The following is a 21,420-nucleotide window of genomic DNA, read 5'->3' as shown; positions in this document are numbered from 1 at the left end:
GCGCTAACGACATGTAGTAGTCTTTCAAAATGCCCCTGGTCTTAAAACATGTCATAAAGGCTATGGCAGGCCGAAAAAAATGATTACGCTCTGCTCGGCTGTCATGTGACAGAAGAATCTGAAAAACGTCGTTTTTATTCGGTCGTGCGATGGTCTGACACGCCCTGAGCGGCGTTTTTTTACGTTGTTGACTTTTGGGTAGGGCACCGCCGGTAGCTTCGAGTATTGGCGGCTAAAGGATTGCCGGGAGAGACGAAAATGAGTGATCGCAAGGTGACAGACGACAATCGCCCCAACAGCGCCGAGCTGGATGTGCTCTGGTACGACCAAGTGGGCATGAACGATGTGGATCGTGTCGGTGGCAAGAATGCTTCACTGGGCGAGATGATCAGTCATCTGAGCAGCCTGGGCGTTCAGGTCCCCAATGGCTTTGCGACCACCGCCGATGCGTGGCGACGCTTTCTGGAGCAGAGCGGTCTGGATGCGCGCATTCATGCCCTGCTCGACGAGACCGATATTGACGATACCCAGGCGCTGTCCGCTGCCGGTACGCGCATTCGTCAGTGGGTGATCGACACCCCCTTTACCGCCGAGCTCGATGACGCCATCGCCAGCGCCTACCAGCAGCTGGCCGGCGACAACCCGAACGCCTCCTTTGCGGTCCGCTCATCGGCCACTGCCGAGGACATGCCGGACGCCTCCTTTGCCGGTCAGCAGGAAACCTTTCTCAACGTGCAGGGGCTGGACGCCGTACGCGAAGCGATCCACCACGTGTTTGCGTCGCTGTTCAACGACCGTGCGATCTCCTACCGCGTTCATCAGGGCTACGACCACAAGGGCGTGGCGCTGTCTGCCGGCGTGCAGCGCATGGTGCGCTCGGACCTGGCCACCTCGGGCGTCATGTTCACCATCGACACCGAATCCGGCTTTGATCAGGTCGTGTTCATCACCGCGGCCTGGGGACTGGGCGAGATGGTGGTGCAGGGCGCCGTCAATCCGGATGAATACTACGTTCACAAGCCCGGCCTTGCCGCCAACCGTCCTTCGGTCGTGCGCCGCAGCATGGGGACCAAGGCCGAGCGCATGGTGTATGCCGACGATCGCGCCCACGGCAAGCAGGTGCGCATCGAGCCGGTCGACGCCGCAGACCAGGATCGCTTCTGTCTGAGCGATGACGAGATCGAGGCGCTGGCCCGTCAGGCCATGCTGATCGAGGAACACTATGGCCGCCCGATGGACATCGAGTGGGCCAAGGACGGTCATACCGGTGAGCTTTTGATCGTTCAGGCGCGTCCGGAAACCGTGCGTTCGCGCAAGCAGGTCATGGAGCGCTACCACCTCAAGTCGCGCGGTCCGGTGATTGCCGAAGGCCGTGCCATCGGTCAGCGTATCGGTGCCGGCCCCGTCAAGATCATCTCCGACATCAGCCAGATGCATGAAGTCTCGCCCGGCGATGTGCTGGTCACCGACATGACCGACCCGGACTGGGAACCGATCATGAAGCGTGCCGCAGCGATCGTGACCAATCGCGGCGGACGGACCTGCCACGCAGCGATCATCGCTCGTGAGCTGGGTATTCCGGCCGTGGTCGGCTGTGGCGATGCCACCGAGCGTCTGACCTCGACCTCGCATGTCACCGTCTCCTGCGCCGAGGGCGATACCGGCTACATCTATGACGGGGAGCTCGAGTTTGAAATCAAGAGCGCCGCCATTGATGACCTGCCGGAACTGCCGCTCAAGCTCATGATGAATGTCGGTAACCCCGACCGTGCCTTCGATTTCGCTACGCTCCCCAACGAGGGCGTGGGTCTGGCGCGTCTGGAATTCATCATCAATCGCATGATCGGGATTCACCCGCGCGCCCTGCTGGAGTTCGATCGTCAGACGCCGGCGCTGCAGGCTGAAATCAAGAGCCGCATTGCCGGCTACAGTGACCCGGTCGAGTTCTACGTGGCCCGTCTGACCGAAGGGATGGCCACACTTGCCGCCGCATTCTGGCCCAAGCGGGTGATCGTGCGTCTGTCGGATTTCAAGACCAACGAATACGCCAACCTGGTGGGCGGCGAGCAGTACGAGCCGCACGAAGAAAACCCGATGCTGGGCTTCCGCGGTGCCGGTCGCTATGTGTCGCCGGACTTCCGTGACTGCTTTGCGCTCGAGTGCCAGGCCGTCAAGCGGGTGCGTGACGTGATGGGCCTTGAGAACGTCGAGATCATGATTCCGTTCGTGCGGACGCTCAAGGACGCCAGCGCCGTCATTGAGACGCTGGAAACCCACGGGCTCAAGCGCGGTGAAAACGGCCTCAAGGTCATCATGATGTGCGAGCTGCCCTCCAATGCGCTGCTGGCCGATCAGTTCCTCGAGTACTTCGATGGTTTCTCGATCGGTTCCAACGACATGACTCAGCTCACGCTGGGGCTGGACCGCGACTCCGGTACGGTCTCGGAGCAGTTTGACGAGCGCAACGAGGCAGTCCTGGCGTTGCTGTCGATGGCCATCCGTGCCGCCAAGCGTCAGGGCAAGTACGTGGGCATCTGCGGGCAGGGCCCGTCGGACCACCCGGACTTCGCTGCCTGGCTGATGAGTGAAGGCATCGACAGTCTGTCGCTCAACCCGGATACCGTAATCAATACCTGGATTGCGCTGGGTGAGCAGGGTGACAGCAGTGCGCCTCAGGACGGCAGCGGCAAGCCGGCGTCACTGACCAACCGGTAAGTCCCTCGTCATGACATCGACCGTCCGGCCCGCAAGGGTCGGGCGGTTTTTTAATGTCTGAAGCGCAGGGCACAGGACTGGGTTAAAGCGGTTCCTCAAGGACGGCCAGAGCACTGGCCATGACCAGTGCTGCTGCGCCACGAGCCGGCATCAGGTGGCCCTGTGTCAGCACCCGCGGGGTGATCAGGGTGGCCTCCGGCAGCAGTCGGCGCTGGGTGCTGGCAAAGCGGGCAAGCGCCGGGTCCATGAGCGCCGGGCCAAGGGCGGTGAGCGTGCCGCCGATCACGATCTCGGCAGGGTTGAGCGTGTGGTGCAGGTTATGCAGCAACATGCCCAGTGCCCGACCGGCGCGCTGGAGCACCGGGGCAGTTCGGGCCTTGGGCAGCGCCGCCACGGCCGTGGCCAGGTCATCGTTATCGTTGATGCCGAGCTGCTGGCGCAGGCGCCAGCCGCTGACCAGCGTCTCGGCGCAGCCATGGTTGCCGCAGTGGCAGAGCGTGCCGTCAGGGTCGAGCAGGGTATGACCGATTTCACCGGCCAGCCCATGAATCCCGCGGATAATGCGGGGCGGGGCACCATTTTCCACCAGACCACTGCCAATGCCGGTATCGGCGCTGACAAACAGCAGCGATTCCGGCGCGTCGTGGGTAGCAAAGTAAAGCTCACCGAAGGCGGCCAGCGAGGACTCGTTGTCCATCAACTTGAGCCCCGGCAGCGCGGGCAGATAGCGCGTCAATAGATCGAGAAACCTGACCTGATGCCAGCCCAGATTGGGCGCAAGCCCGAGTAGCGGTTCATTCGGCATGACCGGGCCCGGTAGGGCCACGCCCACACCCAGCAGCCGACGCTCACCGAGCGCCTCGCTTTCAAGCAGGGTCGTGATTTCCTGAGCCAGCTGGCGGGCAGCCTCTTCCGGTGTGGTTTTTGACAGCGGTATGCAGCGCTGCGCAAGGGGGGTTCCGGACAGCGTGCAGGCCAGCACCCGGAGTTCGTGGACGCCGACCTCGGCCCCGAGCAGCAGATGGCGGTGTTCACCGAGAAACAGTTCACGCCCCGGTCGGCCGCCCCGTCGGCGCTGAAGCAATCCTTCCTCGAGCCAGCCGCGCTCCAGCAGGGGCATCACGGCGCTGCCAACGGTGACCTTGGTCAGGCCTGTCAGGCGTGCCAGTTCAGTGCGCGTCATGTTTGGGCTGCGCCTGAGGGCATCAAGAATGGCCAGCCGATTGCGCTGCTTCAGGGAGTTGAGGTCGCCGGCAGGGCGTGGGTCTGGCAAACGGGTCATGGCAGCGGGCACCGGTAGCAAAAGGGAATAAAGCGTCAAAGGCCATCAACCGGCAAGAAGCATCGACCGCCTGCCATCACCTCTTATCATTGGCTGTGCCCCGGCGCCTGACAAGGCACCCCTGGACCAAGGTCGCGCGTCGACCTATGTCCAATAGCTGTGCCCTGTGCGCAGGAGGAAACTGCCTGGTAAGAAGTATTAATTAAACAAGTTCTTATGGAATCGATGTCATGACACACCCGATGTATCCCGATCTAAACGGCCGTCGCGTGGTCGTGACCGGTGGCGGTTCCGGCATTGGGGAGGGCATTGTGCGTGCCTTCGCCGAGCAGGGCGCCGAAGTACATTTTCTCGACATCATCGATGAGGCCGCACCGCTTGCTGAATCCCTGGGCGAGCGCGTGCACTTTCATTACTGCGACCTGACCGACCCGCGTGCGCTCGAGCAGGTGCTTGCCCATATCGGCACGGTGGATGTGCTGGTCAATAACGCCGCCAACGACGATCGCCACACGCTTGAGCAGGTGACGCCCGAGTACTGGGACGATCGCATGGCGATCAATGTACGCCATCAGGCGCTGGCCGCCCGCGACGTTGCCGTCGGCATGCGCGCGCAGGGCCATGGTTCGATCATCAACATGGGCTCGATCAGCTGGCATCTGGGCGAGCCCGGCATGGTGCTCTACGAAACCGCCAAGGCCGCCATCGAGGGTCTGACCCGGGCGCTGGCCAGCGAGCTGGGCGGTGACGGTATCCGGGTGAACTGCGTCATTCCCGGCAACATCAAAACCCCGCGTCAGTCGCGCTGGCACTCCCCCGAGGATGAGGCGCGGATCGTGACCGAACAGAAGCTCAAGGTGCGTCTTCACCCGCATCACGTCGCAGCCATGGTGCTCTTTCTTGCCTCCGATGCGGCAGGGGGCTGTACGGCACACAACTACTGGGTCGATGCCGGCTGGCTGTAAGGCCGCGGCACTCGTGTGCCATGAATGCGTTGTTGCAGACACGGCGTCATGACGGCGGACCTGCCATAACACAAACGTTTAATAACAATCGGTTTGAGACAACAATATTCAAGGAGGTACCGCCATGCCATCAGACGCGTCAGTTCAGGCCGAGGACGGCCGCAAGCAACAGTTCTATGTGTTCATTATTTGCTGTGTCGCCGCGCTGGGCGGCTTCCTGTTCGGCTTTGACAGCGGGGTCATCAACGGCACCGTGGATGGTTTGCGAACCGCCTTCAATTCCGAAGCGGCCGGCACCGGCTTTAATGTGGCCTCGATGCTTCTGGGCTGCGCCGCCGGTGCCTTTTTTGCCGGACGGCTGGCGGACCGCTTCGGGCGCCGGATGCTGTTGATCGTCGCGGCGCTGTTTTTCATCGTCAGTGCCTGGGGCTCCGGCGTGGCTGATGGGTCCTTCGAGTTTGTCATCTACCGCATTCTGGGCGGTATCGCGGTCGGGGCGGCCAGCGTCATGACGCCGGCCTACATCAGTGAGGTGGCCCCGGCCGCCATTCGCGGACGACTGGCGACCATTCAGCAGATCGCCATCATCACGGGGCTTTTCATGGCCTTTGTCAGCAACTACCTGCTGGCGCGCGTGGCCGGCGCCTCGACCGCCGAGTTCTGGGGCGGTTTTGAAGCCTGGCGCTGGATGTTCTGGATGGAGCTGGTCCCGGCGGTCATTTTCTTTCTGGCGCTGCTGGGCATTCCGGAAAGCCCGCGCTTTCTGATCAGCAAGGGTGAAAGCAAAAAGGCCCTCAAGGTGCTCAAGACCCTGATGGGCAGCCGCGAGGCAGAGCAGAAGGCGGGCGACATCCGCACTTCTCTGCATCGAGAGCGCACTCCGGGCCTGTCTGATCTGGTCAACGCAACGACCGGGCGTGTTCATCGCATTGTCTGGGTCGGCATCGGTCTGGCCGTATTTCAGCAGCTGGTCGGTATCAACGTGGTGTTCTATTACGGCGCGGTGCTGTGGCAGTCGGTCGGCTTTACCGAAAGCGATGCACTGCTGATCAACATTATCAGCGGGGCGGTCAGTATTGCGGCCTGTCTGGTCACTATCGCGGTGGTCGACAAGGTCGGGCGCAAGCCGATCCTGTGGATCGGATCGGTGGGCATGACGATCACGCTCGGCATTCTCGCGTATGCCTTCTCCACCGCTGCCATCGTCGACGGTGCCCTGCGCCTGTCCGACGGCATGGGCATCGTGGCGCTGCTGTCGGCCAACATTTACGTCATGTTCTTCAATGCCTCCTGGGGCCCGGTCATGTGGGTCATGCTCGGGGAAATGTTCCCCAACCAGATGCGCGGCTCGGGGCTTGCCGTGTCTGGACTGTTCCAGTGGCTGGCCAATTTCGGCATCACCATGACCTTCCCGATCATGCTGGCCGGCATCGGCCTGGGCGGGGCCTACGGCATCTATGCCTTCTTTGCCCTGATCTCGGTATTTTTCGTCTTCAAAATGGTCAAGGAGACCCGTGGCCGTGAGCTCGAAGACATGGCCTATGAGTAACGCCATCAGTCAGCCTTGAGTGCTGCATACCCCTGTCGCCCGGCACGATTGTGCCGGGCGATTTTGTCAGTCCTGACGCCGCTGTCAGGTGGTCGGCCGTGCCGTGGTGTGCTGTCTTGAGGATGGTTTGGCAGCAGGGCGTAACTTTAGTCTCAGCGCCTGTGTCAGTCGCCATGACGACAGAGGCCATGCCCGCTGGATCGACCTGATACCGATAGCCTTTTGGATATCACTTCAGGTTACTTGACGCATTAGTCGTCGCTTAAGTCGCGCCGTATGTTGGCTTTAGTGTGTCAATGGCACGACCTGTCGGCCTTGATCACCCATGAATAACAAACTGCCCCTGAAGGGCCCGGAGTCCATGATGTCCCTGCTACCTGCCTTTACCCGTGTCCTTGCCACCACGCTCATTGCTCTGGTGCCACTGGGCATGGCGCATGCCAGCGATGACAACGTCAAGATCGGCTTTATCGTCAAAAAGCCCGAGCAGGCATGGTTTATCAACGAACAGCGCGCGGCCAGCGAGCTGGGACAGGAGCAGGGCTTCAGCGTTGTACGTCTGGCCGGTGAAGACGGTCAGCAGGTGCTCAGTGCCATTGATAACCTTCACGCGCAGGGCGCGCAGGGCTTTGTGATCTGTCCGCCGGATGTGCGCCTTGGCATGGCGATCGCCAACCGGGCAAAGCAGTACGACATGAAGGTCGTGACCGTGGACGATCAGTTTGTGGGCGGTGACGGCAAACCCATGACGGAGGTGCCGCACCTGGGCATGTCGGGTTACAAGATCGGGGAGCAGGTCGGTAACGCCATTGCCGAAGAGATGAAGCGTCGTGGCTGGGACATGGCCGACACCGGCGCGCTGCGTATCTCCAACAACGAACTGCCCACTGCTCGTGAGCGTACCGATGGCGCCACCCAGGCGCTGCTCGATGCCGGTTTTGACAAGGCCAACGTGATCGATGCACCGCAGCAGAACACCGATACCACCAGCGCCTTCTCGGCGGCATCGCCAATGTTTGCCAAGTACGGCAAGTTTGACCACTGGGTGATCTATGCGCTTAACGAGGAGAGCGTGCTGGGCGGCGTACGGGCCAGCGAGCAGTATGGCCTGTCGCCGGACGATGTCATCGGTGTGGGCATCAATGGTTCGGGCGCGGCCTTTGCCGAGTTCTCGCGTGAAAAACCTACCGGTTTCTACGGCACCGTGGCGGTCAGCTCGACCATGCACGGTCGCCAGAGCGCCGAGAACCTCTATCAGTGGATTGCTGAAGACAAGCAGCCGCCGGCCAATACCGAAACCACCGGTACGCTGATGACCCGTGACAACTGGAAGGAAGTCCGCGAGGAACTGCAGCTATGAGCAGTGCGTCCACTGCGACAGCCGGGGTCGTCGAGACCGACCCCTGGCTTGTTGTGGAAAACGTCACCGTCGAGTTCCCGGGCGTCCGGGCGCTCGACGGGGTGAACTTCAGCGCGAGGGCCGGGGAAGTGCATGCCCTGATGGGCGAAAACGGTGCTGGCAAGTCGACCCTGCTCAAGGTGTTGAGCGGTGTGAACCGCGTCACCGATGGGGCGTTGTGGGTCGGCGGCGAGCGCCATGTGTTTTCCAATGCCCGCGAGGCGCTGCGCCTGGGTATCGCGATCATCTATCAGGAGCTGACGCTCTCCCCCAACCTGTCCGTGGCCGAAAACCTGCTGCTGGGGCAATTGCCCCAGCACTACGGCATCGTGGACCGCAAGCGCCTGCGCGAGCGGGCGCTGGCCATCCTCGAGGAGCTGGGGGAAGGTAGTGTTCACCCGGCAACGAAGGTGCGCGATCTCTCGATCGGGCAGCAGCAGATGATCGAGATCGGTCGGGCGCTGCTGCGCGATGCCCGCATCATTGCCTTTGACGAGCCGACCAGTTCGCTGTCGGTACAGGAGACACGCCAGCTCAAGCGCATCGTAAAGCGCCTGCGCGATGAAGGCCGGGTCGTGCTTTACGTTACCCACCGCATGGAGGAGGTCTTTGAGATGTGCGACGCCGTGACGGTCTTTCGTGACGGACGCCATATCTGTACCCACGACACCATGGCAGGCCTCACCCAGGACCAGCTGGTCAGCGAGATGGTCGGACGTGATATCGAGGACGTCTACGGCTATCGCGCGCGCGATACCGGCGAGGTCATCCTGAAGGTGGACGCCCTTGAAGGGCACGGACTGAAGGCGCCGGTGAGCTTCGAGGTTCGCCGCGGCGAGGTCTTTGGCTTCTTCGGTCTGGTCGGTGCCGGACGCAGTGAGCTGATGCGGCTGATCTGCGGCGTCGAGCGGCCCAAAGGCGGTGAAATTCACTTCAATGGTCGCACCGGGCGCTTCAATTCGCCGGGCGATGCGATTCGGGCCGGTATTGCCATGTGCCCGGAGGATCGCAAGTCGCAGGGCATCTTTCCGGTGGCCAGTGTCACCGACAATCTCAATATCAGCTGCCGGCGCTTTTTCAAGCGCATGGGGCTTTGGCGCCATCCCAAACGCGAGCTTGAAAACACCCGCGACTACATCGACAAGCTGCGCATTCGAACGCCGGGGCCGCGTACCCGCATCAGCACGCTGTCAGGCGGCAATCAGCAAAAGGTTATTCTGGCGCGCTGGCTCTCCGAGCAGATCGAGCTTTTTGTGATGGATGAACCGACCCGCGGCATCGATGTCGGTGCGCGGCGCGATATCTACAACCTGTTGTATGACCTGGCCGACCAGGGCAAGGCCGTGGTGGTCATTTCAAGCGATCTGACCGAGGTCAGTGCGATCTGCGATCGCATAGGTGTGATGCGAAACGGCGCGCTGGTCGACATCGTCGATCGCAGCGCCGCCACCCCCGAGCGGCTGCTGGGTCTGGCCCTGCCGGCATGAGTACAAATGGCGCCAATAACAACATGATGTCTGGAGAGACCGGATTATGAGTAGCGACAAGAGTGTTCACGCCGCCGAGCGCGGCCCGTCAGAGACGGCGCGACCGGCCGGCAAGCAGGGGCTGATCAAGCCGCTGCGCACCCTGCTGGACACCTCCGGGCTGATCGCGATTTTCTTTGTGCTCTTTATAGCGCTGGCGGTGGCGATTCCTGATTTTCTGACCAGTCGCAACATGGTCGGTTTACTGCTGTCGGTGACCATCATCGGCACCATCGCCACCACCATGATGATGGTGCTGGCGCTTGGTGAAGTGGATCTGTCGGTGGCCTCGATCGTCGCCTTTGCCGGCGTCAGTGCCGCGGTGATTACCAGCGCTTCAGGCAGCGTATTGATCGGTGCGCTGGGTGGGGTCGCCGCTGGTGCGCTGGTGGGGGTGTTCAACGGGTTCGTGGTGGCCCGTTTCGGTATCAATTCGCTGATTGCCACGCTGGCCGCCATGGAGTTCGTGCGGGGGTTGGCCTACATCACCTCCGGCGGCGATGCGGTCATGATCACGGTGCCGGGCTTTTTCGAGCTGGGCAGCGCCTCCTTTCTGGGCCTGACCCTGCCGGTCTGGACCATGATCATCTGCTTTGTGATCTTCGGCTTCGTGCTCAACCTGACCGCCTTTGGACGCAACGTGCTGGCCACGGGCGGCAATCCGGAGGCCGCGGCGCTGGCCGGGGTCAACGTACGCCGGCTCAAGATCATCGTGTTTGGTCTGCAGGGGCTGGTGGCCGGAATCGCCGGGGTGCTTCTGACCTCACGCATGGGGCTGGGTGACCCGAATACGTCCATGGGGCTGGAGCTTGCGGTCATTTCGGCCTGTGTTCTCGGCGGCGTCGCGCTTTCCGGTGGTGTGGCTTCGATCACCGGCGTGCTGGTCGGCGTACTGATCATGGGCTGTGTGCAAAACGCCATGGGGCTTTTGAACGTGCCGACCTTCTATCAGTACCTGGTACGCGGCGCCATCCTGCTGCTGGCCGTGCTGTTTGACCGCTGGAAGCAGCAAAAGCGCCAGCGCGCCTAGGCCCAGTTGATGACATCCGTACGAGCGAGCACTTCCTTCAACGCGTCTGGAGCATGCCATGAAACAACCTTCCCTGCGGTCTCTGGTCTTTTTGAGTGCCGGTCTTTTATCCCTTGGTGCCGCTCAGGCGATGGCGGCCTCTGCGCCTGCCACGCCCTCGTCAGCGGCCATGCCGCCCGGCGTTGAGCAGTTTGTCTTTGGTACCCTGCCCGACGGACGTACCGTTCACGGCTATCGCATTTCAAGCGGTGGCCACGTTGATATGTCGGTGATTGAATACGGCGGCATTATCACCTCGCTCAAGGCGCCGGACCGCCACGGGGAGAAGGCCGATATCGTGCTCGGCTTCAACTCGCTGGAGGGCTATCTGTCGCCGGCCTACAAAAAGCTCAATCCCTACTTCGGTGCGCTGATCGGGCGCTACGGCAATCGCATCGCGGATGGCCGCTTTACGCTGGATGGAAAGACGTATCAGCTGGCCACCAATGACGGGCCCAACCATCTGCACGGGGGCGATGAAGGCTTCAATCAGAAGCTATGGCAGGCCACGCCGTTTTCCTCCAGCGAAGGCAGCGGTGTGGTGATGCGCTATACCAGTGCCGATGGTGAAGAGGGCTATCCGGGCGAGCTGTCGGTCGAGGTCAAATACACCCTGACCCACGACGACACCCTGGCCATTGATTACAGCGCTCGCACCACGAAGGCCACGCCGGTCAATCTGACCCAGCACAGCTATTTCAACCTGAACGGGGAGGGCAGTGGCAGCATTCTTGATCACGTCATGACCATTGATGCCGCCAGCTATACGCCGGTCAACAAGACGCTGATCCCGACCGGCGAGATCGAAACGGTGGCCGGTACGCCGTTTGATTTTACCCAGCCCACACCGATCGGGGCGCGCATCGAGGCCGACAACGAGCAGCTCACCCGGGGCAAGGGTTATGACCACAATTTCGTGCTCGCACGCGAGCCCCGGCCGACGCCCGAGCACGCCGCGCGCGTGACCTCACCGCAAAGCGGCCGCGTGCTGGACGTCTGGACCACCGAGCCGGGATTGCAGTTCTACTCGGGCAATTTTCTGGATGGCAGCGTGACCGGCAAGAGCGGGCACGCCTACGGTCATCGCTCCGGGCTGGCGCTGGAAACCCAGCACTTCCCGGATTCCCCCAACCAGTCAGGCTTCCCGTCAACGATTCTCCAGCCCGGAGAGACGCTTGAAAGCCACACGGTCTATCGTTTCTCGACCGAAGACTAACCCCTGCGTCACGGCATAAAACAGCGCCCTGCGGCAAAAACCGCAGGGCGCTGCCGTATCTACAGGGGGGGATAAGCAGACTCGGGATCAGGGCTTTTTATCGGAGAGATCGCACTGGCCGCCCTCGCAGCTCTGACAGCGCTGTCGGCCGGTCAGCCAGCCCGAAATGCGATAGCGCCTGGGGGCAAACCAGAGATAGACCCGATCAGCGACCGGGCGAATCAGCGGCCAGCGCAGCGGTGCGGTGATCCAGCCGCGGCCGACCAGCGACCAGGCGCGATGAGTCACATCCAGCCCGCGAATTCGTTGACCGTGAACGTCACCCATCAAAATGGCGCTGGCGTCATCCCGGTCAATATCGGGATAGCGGCTTGTGAAGTTCTCGGCATGAATATCTTCAAACGCAATGCGCTGCTTTTGATCAAGTCGTTTTAAATGATTGATTTCATTGACGCATAGCGGGCAGTTGCCGTCATAGAAAAGCGTCAGGTCGGCCATGTAGAGCCTCTTTGAGAAGATGGAGTTCCCATCAGCATAGCGGATCAGCGCGCCTGGCGGTCAGGATCAGTGCCAGTCAGGCTACGCCGGCCAGCTGAAGCATGACGGGCATGGTCAGCATCGCCAGCAGTGTCTGGCCGGTAATGATCGCCGCCATCAATTCGGCGTCGCCACCAAGCTGGCGGGCCAGAATATAGGCCGAGGTTGCCGTGGGCAGTGCGGCAAAAAGCAGGGCCACGTTGCGGTCCACCCCGTTTAGACCGGCCAGCCACGCCAGGGCCAGCACCAGTATTGGGGTAATCACCAGCTTCAGAGCGCTGGAGAGCCAGAACGCTCGACCGCTTCGCCATAGCGCCTTGGGGCGCAGGGCGACACCCACGGCCACCAGCCCCAGCGGCAGGGCCGCCTGTCCCAGCAGAGCAATGGCCGATGCCCCGGGGTCTGGCAGGCCGATACCACTCCAGTTCAGCGCCACGCCCACCAGGCAGGCCAGAATCAATGGGTTGCGCGCCAGCGCCAGCACGCTTTTGCTCACGCTGGCCGGCCCCTGATGGTCAGAGATAGTGCCGGAGACGATAAAGGCCAGCACGCATAAAATATTGGCCGTGGGCACCATCAGGGCGATCGCGACCGCCGCGACGGTCAGCCCGGGTTCGCCGTAAAGCGCCCCGGCGCCGGCCACGCCCACATAGGTGTTAAAGCGCACCACGCCCTGAAAGGCCGAGGTAAACACCGGCGGCGACAGCGCAAGACGCTTGCGCGTCAGCCACAGCGCAGCCCCCAGCGCGATCATGGTGCCGAGCAGAATCGCGGCCAGCGGCAGCACCGATACCCGGCTGACATCGGCCGAGGCAAGCGTTGCCACCAGCATCGCCGGGAACAGCAGGTAGTAGATGACGCGCTCAAGCCGCGGCCAGAAATCCCCACCGGGAAAGCGGACCCAGCCAAGTACCGCGCCCAGCGCGATCAGGGCAAACAGCGGGGCCAGCGCATCAACGATGCTGCTCATGTAGGCGTCCTGGTGGAGAAATGATCGACAAAAGCCCTGTGTCAGAGCGGCCGGAGAACCGGGTCCTGTCGGACCTGCAGGGAGCCATGATCATAGGTGCTTCGGGGTCGGGGTCAACCGTTATCGACGGTATGCGAAGACCCATTCTCGCGTTGTTGTTGTCAGGTGCCAATGAGACCTTCCTGCGCCGCACCCCGGACGCAGCATCGGTGTGCAATACCGTCAACGCCCGGGGTTTTTACACGTACATCAATTCTTCCACGATACAGGACGCTGTCCGGCGAGATATCTTCAGAGGCTCGCCAACAACGATGTCATCACCTTGACGCTCGGCATTCGTAGCTTGTGGCAACGAGCCGGTCACCGCCCACATAGTGAGGGTAGTCTGGATAGCGGCACATCAGCTGGGTGCCCTGCCCGTACGGATTGTCTTTTGAAGACAGGGTGAGCACATCGGCAGGCGTCTCATTGCCCGCAACCCAGTGATCCAGCGTGCTCAGCATGTCATGGCTGGTCGGCAGCGTACGGCGATCGGTCATGCTCTGGCCGCTGCCATCATGCGTCGTGGCGGTGGATAGATAGAGCCGGGCAGAGTGGTCCACGACCTTGCTTCCCAGCGCTTTCATTACCGACTGGAAGTATTGAATACCTGCCATCGGACTCTGCGCGTAATCGCCGGTCTCCTCTCGCATGATCAGCTTGCCACCGTGCGCAAAAAACCGGGACAGGTCAGGGTCGGTCGAATCCATCAGTTGCGAAACTTCACGGACGCGTGCGGCGTAGTCATCAGCTCGATAGTTCATCAGGTCGAATGCCGGATCCCGGGTGATGACGTAGCGAATGAAGTTGTCTCCATAAAGGTACTGGCGCGAGGTGTTGCCGGGGTCAGCACTGACAGGATGTGTTGGTGGCATGGGGCCGGTGACCCACTGGCCGAAGCTACCGGGCACATCTTCCGCGCCGTAAAGCCAGCCCGGGTAGCTGGAAAGCCCGTTGGCCAGTGGAAAATCGAAGGTATAGCGCTGACCGAGTGTCTCCACCAGATTGACCTGTGCTGTCGAGAGGCAGTCGTCGCGCCGAGTTGCCTCGTTGTTACTCTTGCACTGCAGATCACTCGGTTTGAACCGGGCCTGACAGGCCATGAAGTTGCGGACGACGCCGTCTCTGAGTCCATCGAGCGAATCGCATGCCGCGATGACGCCCTGTCCCAGCGTCTCGACCTCGGCGTCATTCATCCAACCGCCGCGGCGCAGGGCGACGGCGTGGCGCTGAAAACCGTGAAAAAGCCCCGTCCAGCCAATGACCGGCACCACGCTGACGATGCCGTCGTAGTCGTTCGGAAAGCGCTGGGCCATGGTCAGCCCTTCTCGACCGCCTTCGGAGCCGCCGTAGTAGTAGCGGTAGTCGGGCGCACGGTGATAGAAGCGTTTGACCAATACTCCGGCGACGTCGCCGACCTTTTTATACGCGCCATAGGCAAAGTTCTCGAACGCTTCATCATTGAGCGCGAACTCGGCCACCTCGGTCGGGGCCCTGGCGCTTGTGGTGCGATGCCCCGAGTCGGTGCCCAGGGTGACGTAGCCGCGGGCAAGAGGGACCGGTGTGTCCTGGGGGGCATTACGCACTGGCCCCAATGCGGTTTCGAGTTTGCCATTGAAGCCGCCGCCGCCGTACTGGAGCGTGCGGCCGTTCCATTCAAGCGGCAGGTTGAGCTGGAAGGTGATCGGCGGCGCGGCCGGATCCCGTGGCGCGATACGCCCGAGCACCTGACAGTATTCGGGCAGTGCCGATGATCCGGCGGTTGCCGACCTCAGGGTGGCCTCGGTAATGGCGGCAGCACCGCTGGGCAGGCCGATCTCACTGGCATCGATCCGCGTTCCCGCAAGTGCTGGACAGGCCTTGCGCAATGTCGATGAACTCGGCAAATCCGAGCGTGAGGCCGGCGTGTGGCCCATGGGACTACAACCTGTCAGCAGGCCAAGGCTGATCGAGATGAAAATCACCGATAGTCTGCCTGGATGGGTGCCTGCCCGCGGGATAATATTGTTGTGATTCACGACGTCTCTCTCCTGGCGGCCGCTGATGGCGATCGCCGTCGGTACAGTACCGACGGCGGTTCTCGGTTTAACTCGACAGCCTCAGGACCGGCTTGAGCGTAACGCCCGCTTCGCTATCCCGAGCGGCCTGTTCGATGTCGGCGAAGTCGTAGAATTTCACCAATCTGTCGAACGGGAAGCGCCCCTGCAGGTGCAGCTCGACCAGCTGTGGGATGAAACGTCGGGCGACACTATCGCCCTCGACGATGCCGCGGATACTCTTGCCGCCGAGCAGCAGGTCATTGACGTCAAACGCCGCTTCGGTGCCCAGCGCCGGCGCGCCCACCACACCGAGCACACCAAGGCCGCCGAGGGCATCGATGCCCTGACGCAGCACCTCGGGCCGCCCGGTCGATTCCAGCGCAAAGTTCACGCCGCCCCCGGCAATCTCACGCACCCTTTCGACCACCGATTCCTTGCCGGCGTTGATCACGTGCGTCGCCCCCAGTTCCAGCGCCAGATCGAGGCGAGACTCGATCATGTCGACCGCGATGATGGTGGTTGCCCCGGCAATTCGGGCGGCCATGACGGCCGACAGCCCGACCGCGCCGGCCCCGAAGGCGCAAAAGCGACTGCCAGGCGCGACGCGAAGGGTATTGATGACGGCACCGGCACCGGTCTGAATGCCGCAGCCAAGCGGACCGAGTCGTTCGAGCGGGGCATCCTTGCTCACGCGTATGGCGTTGTTTTCACGGCTCAACGCGTAGGTGGCAAAGGAGGACTGGCCGAAAAAATGATCGCGCACCGGCTGGTCATTGTCGTCTCGAATCGCCTGCTCGCCATCGGGGCCTGCGCCGCTGAAGTTGCGGGCAAAGAACTCGTTGCAGTAGGAGGCGTGGCCGGCGTCGCAGGGGGTGCAGTCCCCGCAGTGGGCGTAGCTCAACACCACGTGATCCCCCACCTTGAGCGAGTGCACCGCAGGCCCTACCGCCTCGATTACGCCCGCGCCCTCATGACCGAGCACCGCCGGCAGCGGCACCGGATAGAGCTGATCACGCACGATCAGATCGGTGTGGCACATGCCGGTCGCGACGATCCGCACCAGCACCTCGTCTTCGCGCGGCGCCCTGAGCGTCACATCCTCCAGCTGAAACGCACCGCCCTTTTCTCGCGTTACCGCGGCCCTGATGGTCATGGAATTGCCAGTTGTCATACATCACCTCGATGTCATGTCGGAGGCACACGGCCCCTGCCGCGCGCCGAACGCGTACCGAAAATGAACCGGACCCGCCGGTTACAGCGGATAGACCGGCGCCTCGCTTTTGAGCGTCAGCCACTGCCACTGGGTAAATTCGTCGAGATTGGCCGGGCCGCCGACGGCGGTACCGTTGCCGGAGGCACCGACGCCACCAAAGGGATTGATTACCTCGTCATTGACGGTCTGGTCGTTGATGTGCAAAAGCCCGGTACGCAGCCGCTCGCCCAGGCGCAGCGCGCGGCCGACATCCTTCGAGATCACCCCGGCCGACAGGCCGTACTCGGTGTCGTTGGCCAGGCGCACGGCCTCGTCGTCGCTGTCGAACGCAATGACCACGGCCACGGGCGCAAAGGTCTCCTCGTGAAAGATCGGGTTATCGGGCGTGACATCGCAGACCACTGCCGGCTGAAAAAAGAGTCCTCGCGTCTCGCCGCCGATGCGAACGCTCGCCCCTGCCTCACGGGCCCGGGCCAGCAGATCGACGGCATGATCCCGCTGGCCTTCATCGATCAAGGGCCCGAGCGCCACGTCCTCGGTGGCCGGGTCGCCGACGCTCAGCGCCTTCGCCCGTTCGGTTAGCCGTTCGACGAAGGTGTCGTAAATGGCGCGGTGCACCAGGATGCGGCCGCAGGACATGCAGATCTGGCCCTGATGCAGATAGGTGCTCCAGCTGGCGTTGCTGACCGCCTGCTCGATATCGGCATCATCGAGTACGATCAGTGCGTTCTTGCCGCCAAGCTCCAGCGACACCTTTTTGAGCAGTGCGCCGGCGCGCTCGCCGATCTTGCGACCCGCAGCGGTCGAGCCGGTGAACTGGATCATCGCGATATTGGGGTCTTCGACCATGGCCGAGCCGACCTCGCGGCCGCCTGGCAGCACCGACAATACACCGGCCGGCAGGCCGGCCCGCTCAAACAGCCGCGCAATCGAGAAGCCGCCGCAGACCGTGGTGCGCGGGTCGGGCTTGAGCACTACGCCGTTGCCCAGCGCCAGCGCCGGTGCCACCGCCCGCATGGCCAGATACAGCGGAAAGTTGAACGGTGATATCACACCGACCACGCCCAGCGGACGCCGGCGAGCCAGACTCAGCCGGCCGGGCGCTGAAGGCAGTACCTCGCCGGCCGCCGCGGAGGGCAGCTCAGCGGCCTTGTGCAGTGCCTTGATGGTCAGCATGACTTCAAATGCAGCCTTCGCTGGCGTCGAGCCGCTTTCAGTCACCAGCCACTGCTCCAGCACCTGACGGTGTTGTTCGGCCAGCCTGGCGGCCTGGCGCAGCACTTCGGCCCGGTCGTCGTAAGGGTGTTCGAACCACTCGGCAGCGGCTTCGCGGCTGGAGCGCGCCGCGCTCTCGACCTGTTTGGCGTCCGCGGTGGCCGCCTGACCGAGCGTCTCATCGCTGGCGGGGGCGCGGACGGTCAACGCATCACCTGCGCCCCTGACCCAGCGGCCGGTGAATAAACGGTCTGTCCAGAGCGAGGGGGACAACAGCTGTTCGTCAGTCATGGTCGTGCTCCAGCGTGTGAGACCCGGTGTGGCCGGCGGTCAGCAGGGTCTGAATGTCGTTGATGGTGTGCTGCGGGTCGGCGGACCACAGCCAGTCAAAGCGGGTTTCAAGCTCACGGGCGAGCTCGGTATCGCTGCAGGTACGCCAGGGCCCGCGCCGCTCGTAGAGTTCGCCGGCCTCGAACGAGGTACGCTGTACCTCGCTGGAATGCGGTCGGCGCGTGCGGTCAAATTCGGCCAGTACCGCGTTGACCCGGGCGCGATCACAGGCGGGATTCCCCAGCAGGCAGCTCAGCACCCAGGCGTCTTCGAGCGCCTGACCGGCACCGGCGCCCTGATGGGGCAGCATGGCGTGAGCGGCGTCGCCGATCAGCAGCACCCGCCCGCGGTGATAGCTCGAAAGCGGTGCGATGTCGTGCAGGGCCCAGCGCGTGGGCTGCTTGATGCAGCCAAGAATGGCCTGTGTTCCCTCGCCCCAGTCAGAAAATGCCGCCAGCATGTCCGCCTGTGTAACGTTCTCGACCCAGGCATCCGCCACGGCAGCGCGGGGACGTATTCCGGTGCTGTCGGTGTCGAACGCCACCACGTTGACCACCTCACCGTCCTTGACCGGAAAGGTCAGAATGTGACGGTCCTGGCCCAGCAGCATCTGGGGCACTCTGGCCAACCGCACATCGGCCTGCCGACGCTCGAGCTCGGCTTCAAGCGTTGCGCGCGGCACCAGCCCTCGATAGGCGTACGTGCCGCTGAAACGCGGCCCGATATCAGGGTGCTGCTCGGGAGGCAGGACATGATCGCGCAGGACGGACTTGATGCCGTCGCAGCCGATCGCCACATCGCATTCAACGTGCGTGCCATCAGTAAACGACAGGCTCACCCCCGCCTCATGCTGTGCCACCTCGCAGCAGCGCTTGCCGAACCGGGCGATGCCCTCCGGCAGGCAGGCCACAAGACTGTCGAGGAAGTCGGCACGGTGGACCGAGGATTGGCCGCAGCCCGGCGCCAGCGTGGCGGTGATGTAGCGGTCATCGACGCCGTGGCGCCATTCGAACCAGACGTCTTCAAACGGGGCCGGCGAGCCATCTGCCACCCGACGGTACGCCTCGCCCAGTTCAAGCTGCTCAATGGCACGCACCGCGTTGGGCCCGAACGAGACGCCGGCGCCGATTTCTGAAAAGGCCTGGGCCGACTCAAACAGCGTCACGTCGATATCCAGGTGGCGCGACAGGCCGATGGCCAGCGCGACACCGCCGATACCGCCCCCAACGATGCCCACCCGAAGGCGGTTGGATGTTGCTCTTGTCATGATGACTCTCCCTTTAAAACGGTGCGAAATCGACAGCCTTTCCTAGGGCCGAGAGGCCTGGATGATGGCCTCGGTCAGGGCATCGGGGGCGCTTTGACACACCATGTGTCCGCCGGGCATGGAGACCATGCGGTACAGGCCGAGCCGCTGACTCATGCGCGGGTGCCAGCCGAACTCGCCGGGGGTGAGCGCGACGTCGTCCCAGGCGTAAAGCCAGCTGCGTGGAATCTCGAGCTGCTCGAACGTCGGCAGAGAGACCTTGTCGAAGTGGCTGCGTACGGGGGTGGGCGACACATGTGAGTAGGCGGCCTGCGCCGTTTCAAGATCGACGTCATTGGCAAAGGCGTCACGAAAGACCGGAAACGGCAGCATCAGGCCGTTGGGATCCTCCTTGATAAGGTCCCAGAGTGCGCGATGGGCCGGTGGCAACACGTCGTGAATGGATTCACCGTCGCGCAGCACAAAGGCGTTGTGAAACACCATCCGCTCGAGTCGGTCACCACGCAGCTCGGCCAGCTTCTGCAGCAAAGTGCCGCCCCAGCTGTGCGCCAGTGCCACAAACCGATCCGGGCAGTGGCTGTCGACGTAGTCGATCAGCGAGGCCACGCAGTCGTCGTGGCTGACGCGTCGGTCACCGTCCGGGCCATGGCCGGCAATGGTCGGCACGAACACCTCGTAGCCCTTGTCGCGCAGCCGGTCAGCGACGGGGCGCCAGATCTCGGCGTCGCAAAAGGAACCGTGAATCAGCAGCAGTGCGTTGGTTGCAGTCATGAGCCTTTCTCCTCGAAGATGAAAAACATTCATATGCACCTTACAAGGGCACGCCAATGCCCAGTGACAGCATGTCGACCCCGATGCCCACATCGACGGCCTGCGAGGCCCCGTCGCCGTGCAGGTGCTCTGTCGGCATGTGCACGAAGGCGCCATTGAGTTCGATGCCGTTGCCAAGGGTGTAGCTGGTACCGAGGGTGTAGTGGTCACGTCCCATCAGCGGCGCAAGTGCTGCAAGCGTCGACTCATCACCGGACATCAGCTCACTGGCAAAGGAGGCGCCGCCGCGCACGGTCCAGGCAGGCGTTACGTCGTAGCTGGCGCCAAAGCGCACCACGCGCTGATCCTGCCAGCCAAAGCCGGAGCCGTTTCGATCGCCCAGCGCGCCGCCTTCGGTAAAGGCGTTGCCCCAGGTGTGCTCTTCTCCCCAGCCGAGCCACATGACATCCAGCGCCAGCGTCAGGCGGTCGGTCGGGGTGTAGGCCACGCCGAGACCAGCCTGTTGGGGCATGTCGACTCGACCCTCCGGTAACAGGCGGCGGTACTCATCGAACCGGCTGAAGCGCATTGGCGTGCGATAGGTCGCGCCCACCTGCCATTCGGGAGAAAGCCTGCCGATGTAGCCAAAGGCGGCGCCGTATCCGGTGGCCCAGTCGCCTTCCGTGTCCTGAAGGCCGAGATTTTCGACCCCGCTGACCCTCAGACGCTGCGCGCCGAGCAGCAGCGATGCCCCCAGGTAGTGCCCCGGGGCAAGCTGATAGGTCAGAGTGGGATGCACGATGGTCTGAACCAGCTTCGACTTGAGATCGGTGGTGCCGTAACCGGGTACCGCCTCGCCATAATCGAGCTCGACGCCGTTGCTGACCACCGAGACCCCCGCGGTCCAGTCGTCTGACAGGCGGCGGTTGAAGCCGAACTCGGGTACCAGCGGCAGCGGCGAATCGTGGTAACCATTGCCGGCGACATCCAGATCCAGATCGGCCGAGATCACGGCCAGATCGACGTCGAAACGATCCCCCACCAGCGCCATGCCGGCCGGGTTGTTGGCCGCTGCCAGAGAATCCTGCGGCAGCGCGATCGATGCCCCGCCCATGCCCAGTGCACGAGTGCCATATCCCGGCATGTTGAAGCCGTTGTTGGCCTGGGCGGCGGGCGTGGCGAGCACCCACGTGGCGGCCAGCGTGAGTGCGGTGGTGGCGAAACGGCCCGTGATCGGTCGGACTGAGGTGAGAGAAGGTCCCTGGATCGATGACATGATTCGTGGCTCCTGACAGTGTTATTGGCGTTGTTGGCCTGGTATCAGTCGGGTGGTCGCTTG

16 protein-coding genes are annotated in these 21,420 nt (G+C 62.9%); 7 read left to right on the top strand and 9 right to left on the bottom strand.

Annotated elements, in window-relative coordinates; all coding sequences use genetic code 11:
• Positions 1 to 258 precede the first annotated feature (258 nt).
• The gene (ppsA, locus tag KSP9073_RS01100; RefSeq protein ID WP_108841119.1) at positions 259 to 2,715 is read left to right on the top strand and encodes a phosphoenolpyruvate synthase; all 2,457 of its coding nucleotides are present in this window, start codon (positions 259 to 261) and stop codon (positions 2,713 to 2,715) included.
• 82 nt (positions 2,716 to 2,797) lie between these two features.
• Here ppsA and KSP9073_RS01095 read toward each other — a convergent pair whose 3' ends face one another.
• Positions 2,798 to 3,997 (bottom strand): ROK family transcriptional regulator, encoded by a 1,200-nt coding sequence (locus tag KSP9073_RS01095; RefSeq protein ID WP_108841972.1) that lies wholly within the window; start codon positions 3,995 to 3,997, stop codon positions 2,798 to 2,800.
• A 230-nt stretch (positions 3,998 to 4,227) separates the two neighbouring features.
• On the opposite strand from KSP9073_RS01095, the gene KSP9073_RS01090 reads away from it, so the two are divergent.
• The 6 genes from KSP9073_RS01090 to KSP9073_RS01065 all read left to right on the top strand — a co-directional run bounded on the left by KSP9073_RS01090 (position 4,228) and on the right by KSP9073_RS01065 (position 11,721).
• Positions 4,228 to 4,962: an SDR family NAD(P)-dependent oxidoreductase gene (locus KSP9073_RS01090; protein WP_108841118.1), complete on the top strand. Its 735-nt coding sequence runs from the start codon at positions 4,228 to 4,230 to the stop codon at positions 4,960 to 4,962.
• A 124-nt stretch (positions 4,963 to 5,086) separates the two neighbouring features.
• A complete protein-coding gene (locus KSP9073_RS01085; RefSeq protein WP_108841117.1) occupies positions 5,087 to 6,511 on the top strand; it encodes a sugar porter family MFS transporter in 1,425 nt (474 codons plus the stop codon).
• A 364-nt stretch (positions 6,512 to 6,875) separates the two neighbouring features.
• On the top strand, positions 6,876 to 7,871 hold the full coding sequence (locus KSP9073_RS01080) for an arabinose ABC transporter substrate-binding protein (protein ID WP_108841971.1): 996 nt from the start codon (positions 6,876 to 6,878) through the stop codon (positions 7,869 to 7,871).
• A complete protein-coding gene (araG, locus tag KSP9073_RS01075; protein ID WP_108841116.1) occupies positions 7,868 to 9,397 on the top strand; it encodes an L-arabinose ABC transporter ATP-binding protein AraG in 1,530 nt (509 codons plus the stop codon). Before KSP9073_RS01080 ends, araG begins: the two co-directional genes overlap by 4 nt.
• A gap of 46 nt (positions 9,398 to 9,443) precedes the next feature.
• On the top strand, positions 9,444 to 10,466 hold the full coding sequence (gene araH / locus KSP9073_RS01070) for an L-arabinose ABC transporter permease AraH (RefSeq protein ID WP_108841115.1): 1,023 nt from the start codon (positions 9,444 to 9,446) through the stop codon (positions 10,464 to 10,466).
• Between the two features lie 58 nt (positions 10,467 to 10,524).
• Complete coding sequence (locus KSP9073_RS01065) at positions 10,525 to 11,721, top strand: aldose epimerase family protein (RefSeq protein ID WP_108841114.1); 1,197 nt, start codon at positions 10,525 to 10,527, stop codon at positions 11,719 to 11,721.
• Between the two features lie 87 nt (positions 11,722 to 11,808).
• Here the strand turns inward: KSP9073_RS01065 and KSP9073_RS01060 are convergent, their stop codons facing one another.
• The 8 genes from KSP9073_RS01060 to KSP9073_RS01025 all read right to left on the bottom strand — a co-directional run bounded on the left by KSP9073_RS01060 (position 11,809) and on the right by KSP9073_RS01025 (position 21,357).
• Entirely contained in the window at positions 11,809 to 12,219 is a 411-nt protein-coding gene (locus KSP9073_RS01060) for a thiol-disulfide oxidoreductase DCC family protein (RefSeq protein ID WP_108841113.1), read from the bottom strand.
• A gap of 76 nt (positions 12,220 to 12,295) precedes the next feature.
• Positions 12,296 to 13,228 carry an AEC family transporter gene (locus KSP9073_RS01055; RefSeq protein ID WP_108841112.1) on the bottom strand — a complete coding sequence of 311 codons (933 nt, stop codon included), beginning with the start codon at positions 13,226 to 13,228 and terminating at the stop codon, positions 12,296 to 12,298.
• Between the two features lie 317 nt (positions 13,229 to 13,545).
• The gene (locus KSP9073_RS01050) at positions 13,546 to 15,285 is read right to left on the bottom strand and encodes a tannase/feruloyl esterase family alpha/beta hydrolase (RefSeq protein ID WP_108841111.1); all 1,740 of its coding nucleotides are present in this window, start codon (positions 15,283 to 15,285) and stop codon (positions 13,546 to 13,548) included.
• Positions 15,286 to 15,352: 67 nt separating this feature from the next.
• On the bottom strand, positions 15,353 to 16,477 hold the full coding sequence (locus KSP9073_RS01045) for an NAD(P)-dependent alcohol dehydrogenase (protein WP_108841110.1): 1,125 nt from the start codon (positions 16,475 to 16,477) through the stop codon (positions 15,353 to 15,355).
• Between the two features lie 81 nt (positions 16,478 to 16,558).
• On the bottom strand, positions 16,559 to 18,025 hold the full coding sequence (locus KSP9073_RS01040) for a benzaldehyde dehydrogenase (RefSeq protein WP_108841109.1): 1,467 nt from the start codon (positions 18,023 to 18,025) through the stop codon (positions 16,559 to 16,561).
• Entirely contained in the window at positions 18,018 to 19,331 is a 1,314-nt protein-coding gene (gene salA / locus KSP9073_RS01035) for a salicylate 1-monooxygenase (RefSeq protein ID WP_108841108.1), read from the bottom strand. The genes KSP9073_RS01040 and salA overlap by 8 nt, the downstream gene beginning before the upstream one ends.
• A 42-nt stretch (positions 19,332 to 19,373) precedes the next feature.
• Complete coding sequence (locus tag KSP9073_RS01030; protein WP_108841107.1) at positions 19,374 to 20,102, bottom strand: alpha/beta fold hydrolase; 729 nt, start codon at positions 20,100 to 20,102, stop codon at positions 19,374 to 19,376.
• 40 nt (positions 20,103 to 20,142) lie between these two features.
• Positions 20,143 to 21,357: an OmpP1/FadL family transporter gene (locus KSP9073_RS01025; protein WP_108841106.1), complete on the bottom strand. Its 1,215-nt coding sequence runs from the start codon at positions 21,355 to 21,357 to the stop codon at positions 20,143 to 20,145.
• Positions 21,358 to 21,420: the final 63 nt, after the last annotated feature.

Origin of the sequence: Kushneria phyllosphaerae, from assembly GCF_900312995.1 — a bacterium.
Classification (GTDB): Bacteria; Pseudomonadota; Gammaproteobacteria; order Pseudomonadales; family Halomonadaceae; genus Kushneria; species Kushneria phyllosphaerae.
The sequence above is the reverse complement of the archived record's forward strand: the minus strand, read 5'-3'. Positions and strand labels throughout refer to the sequence as shown.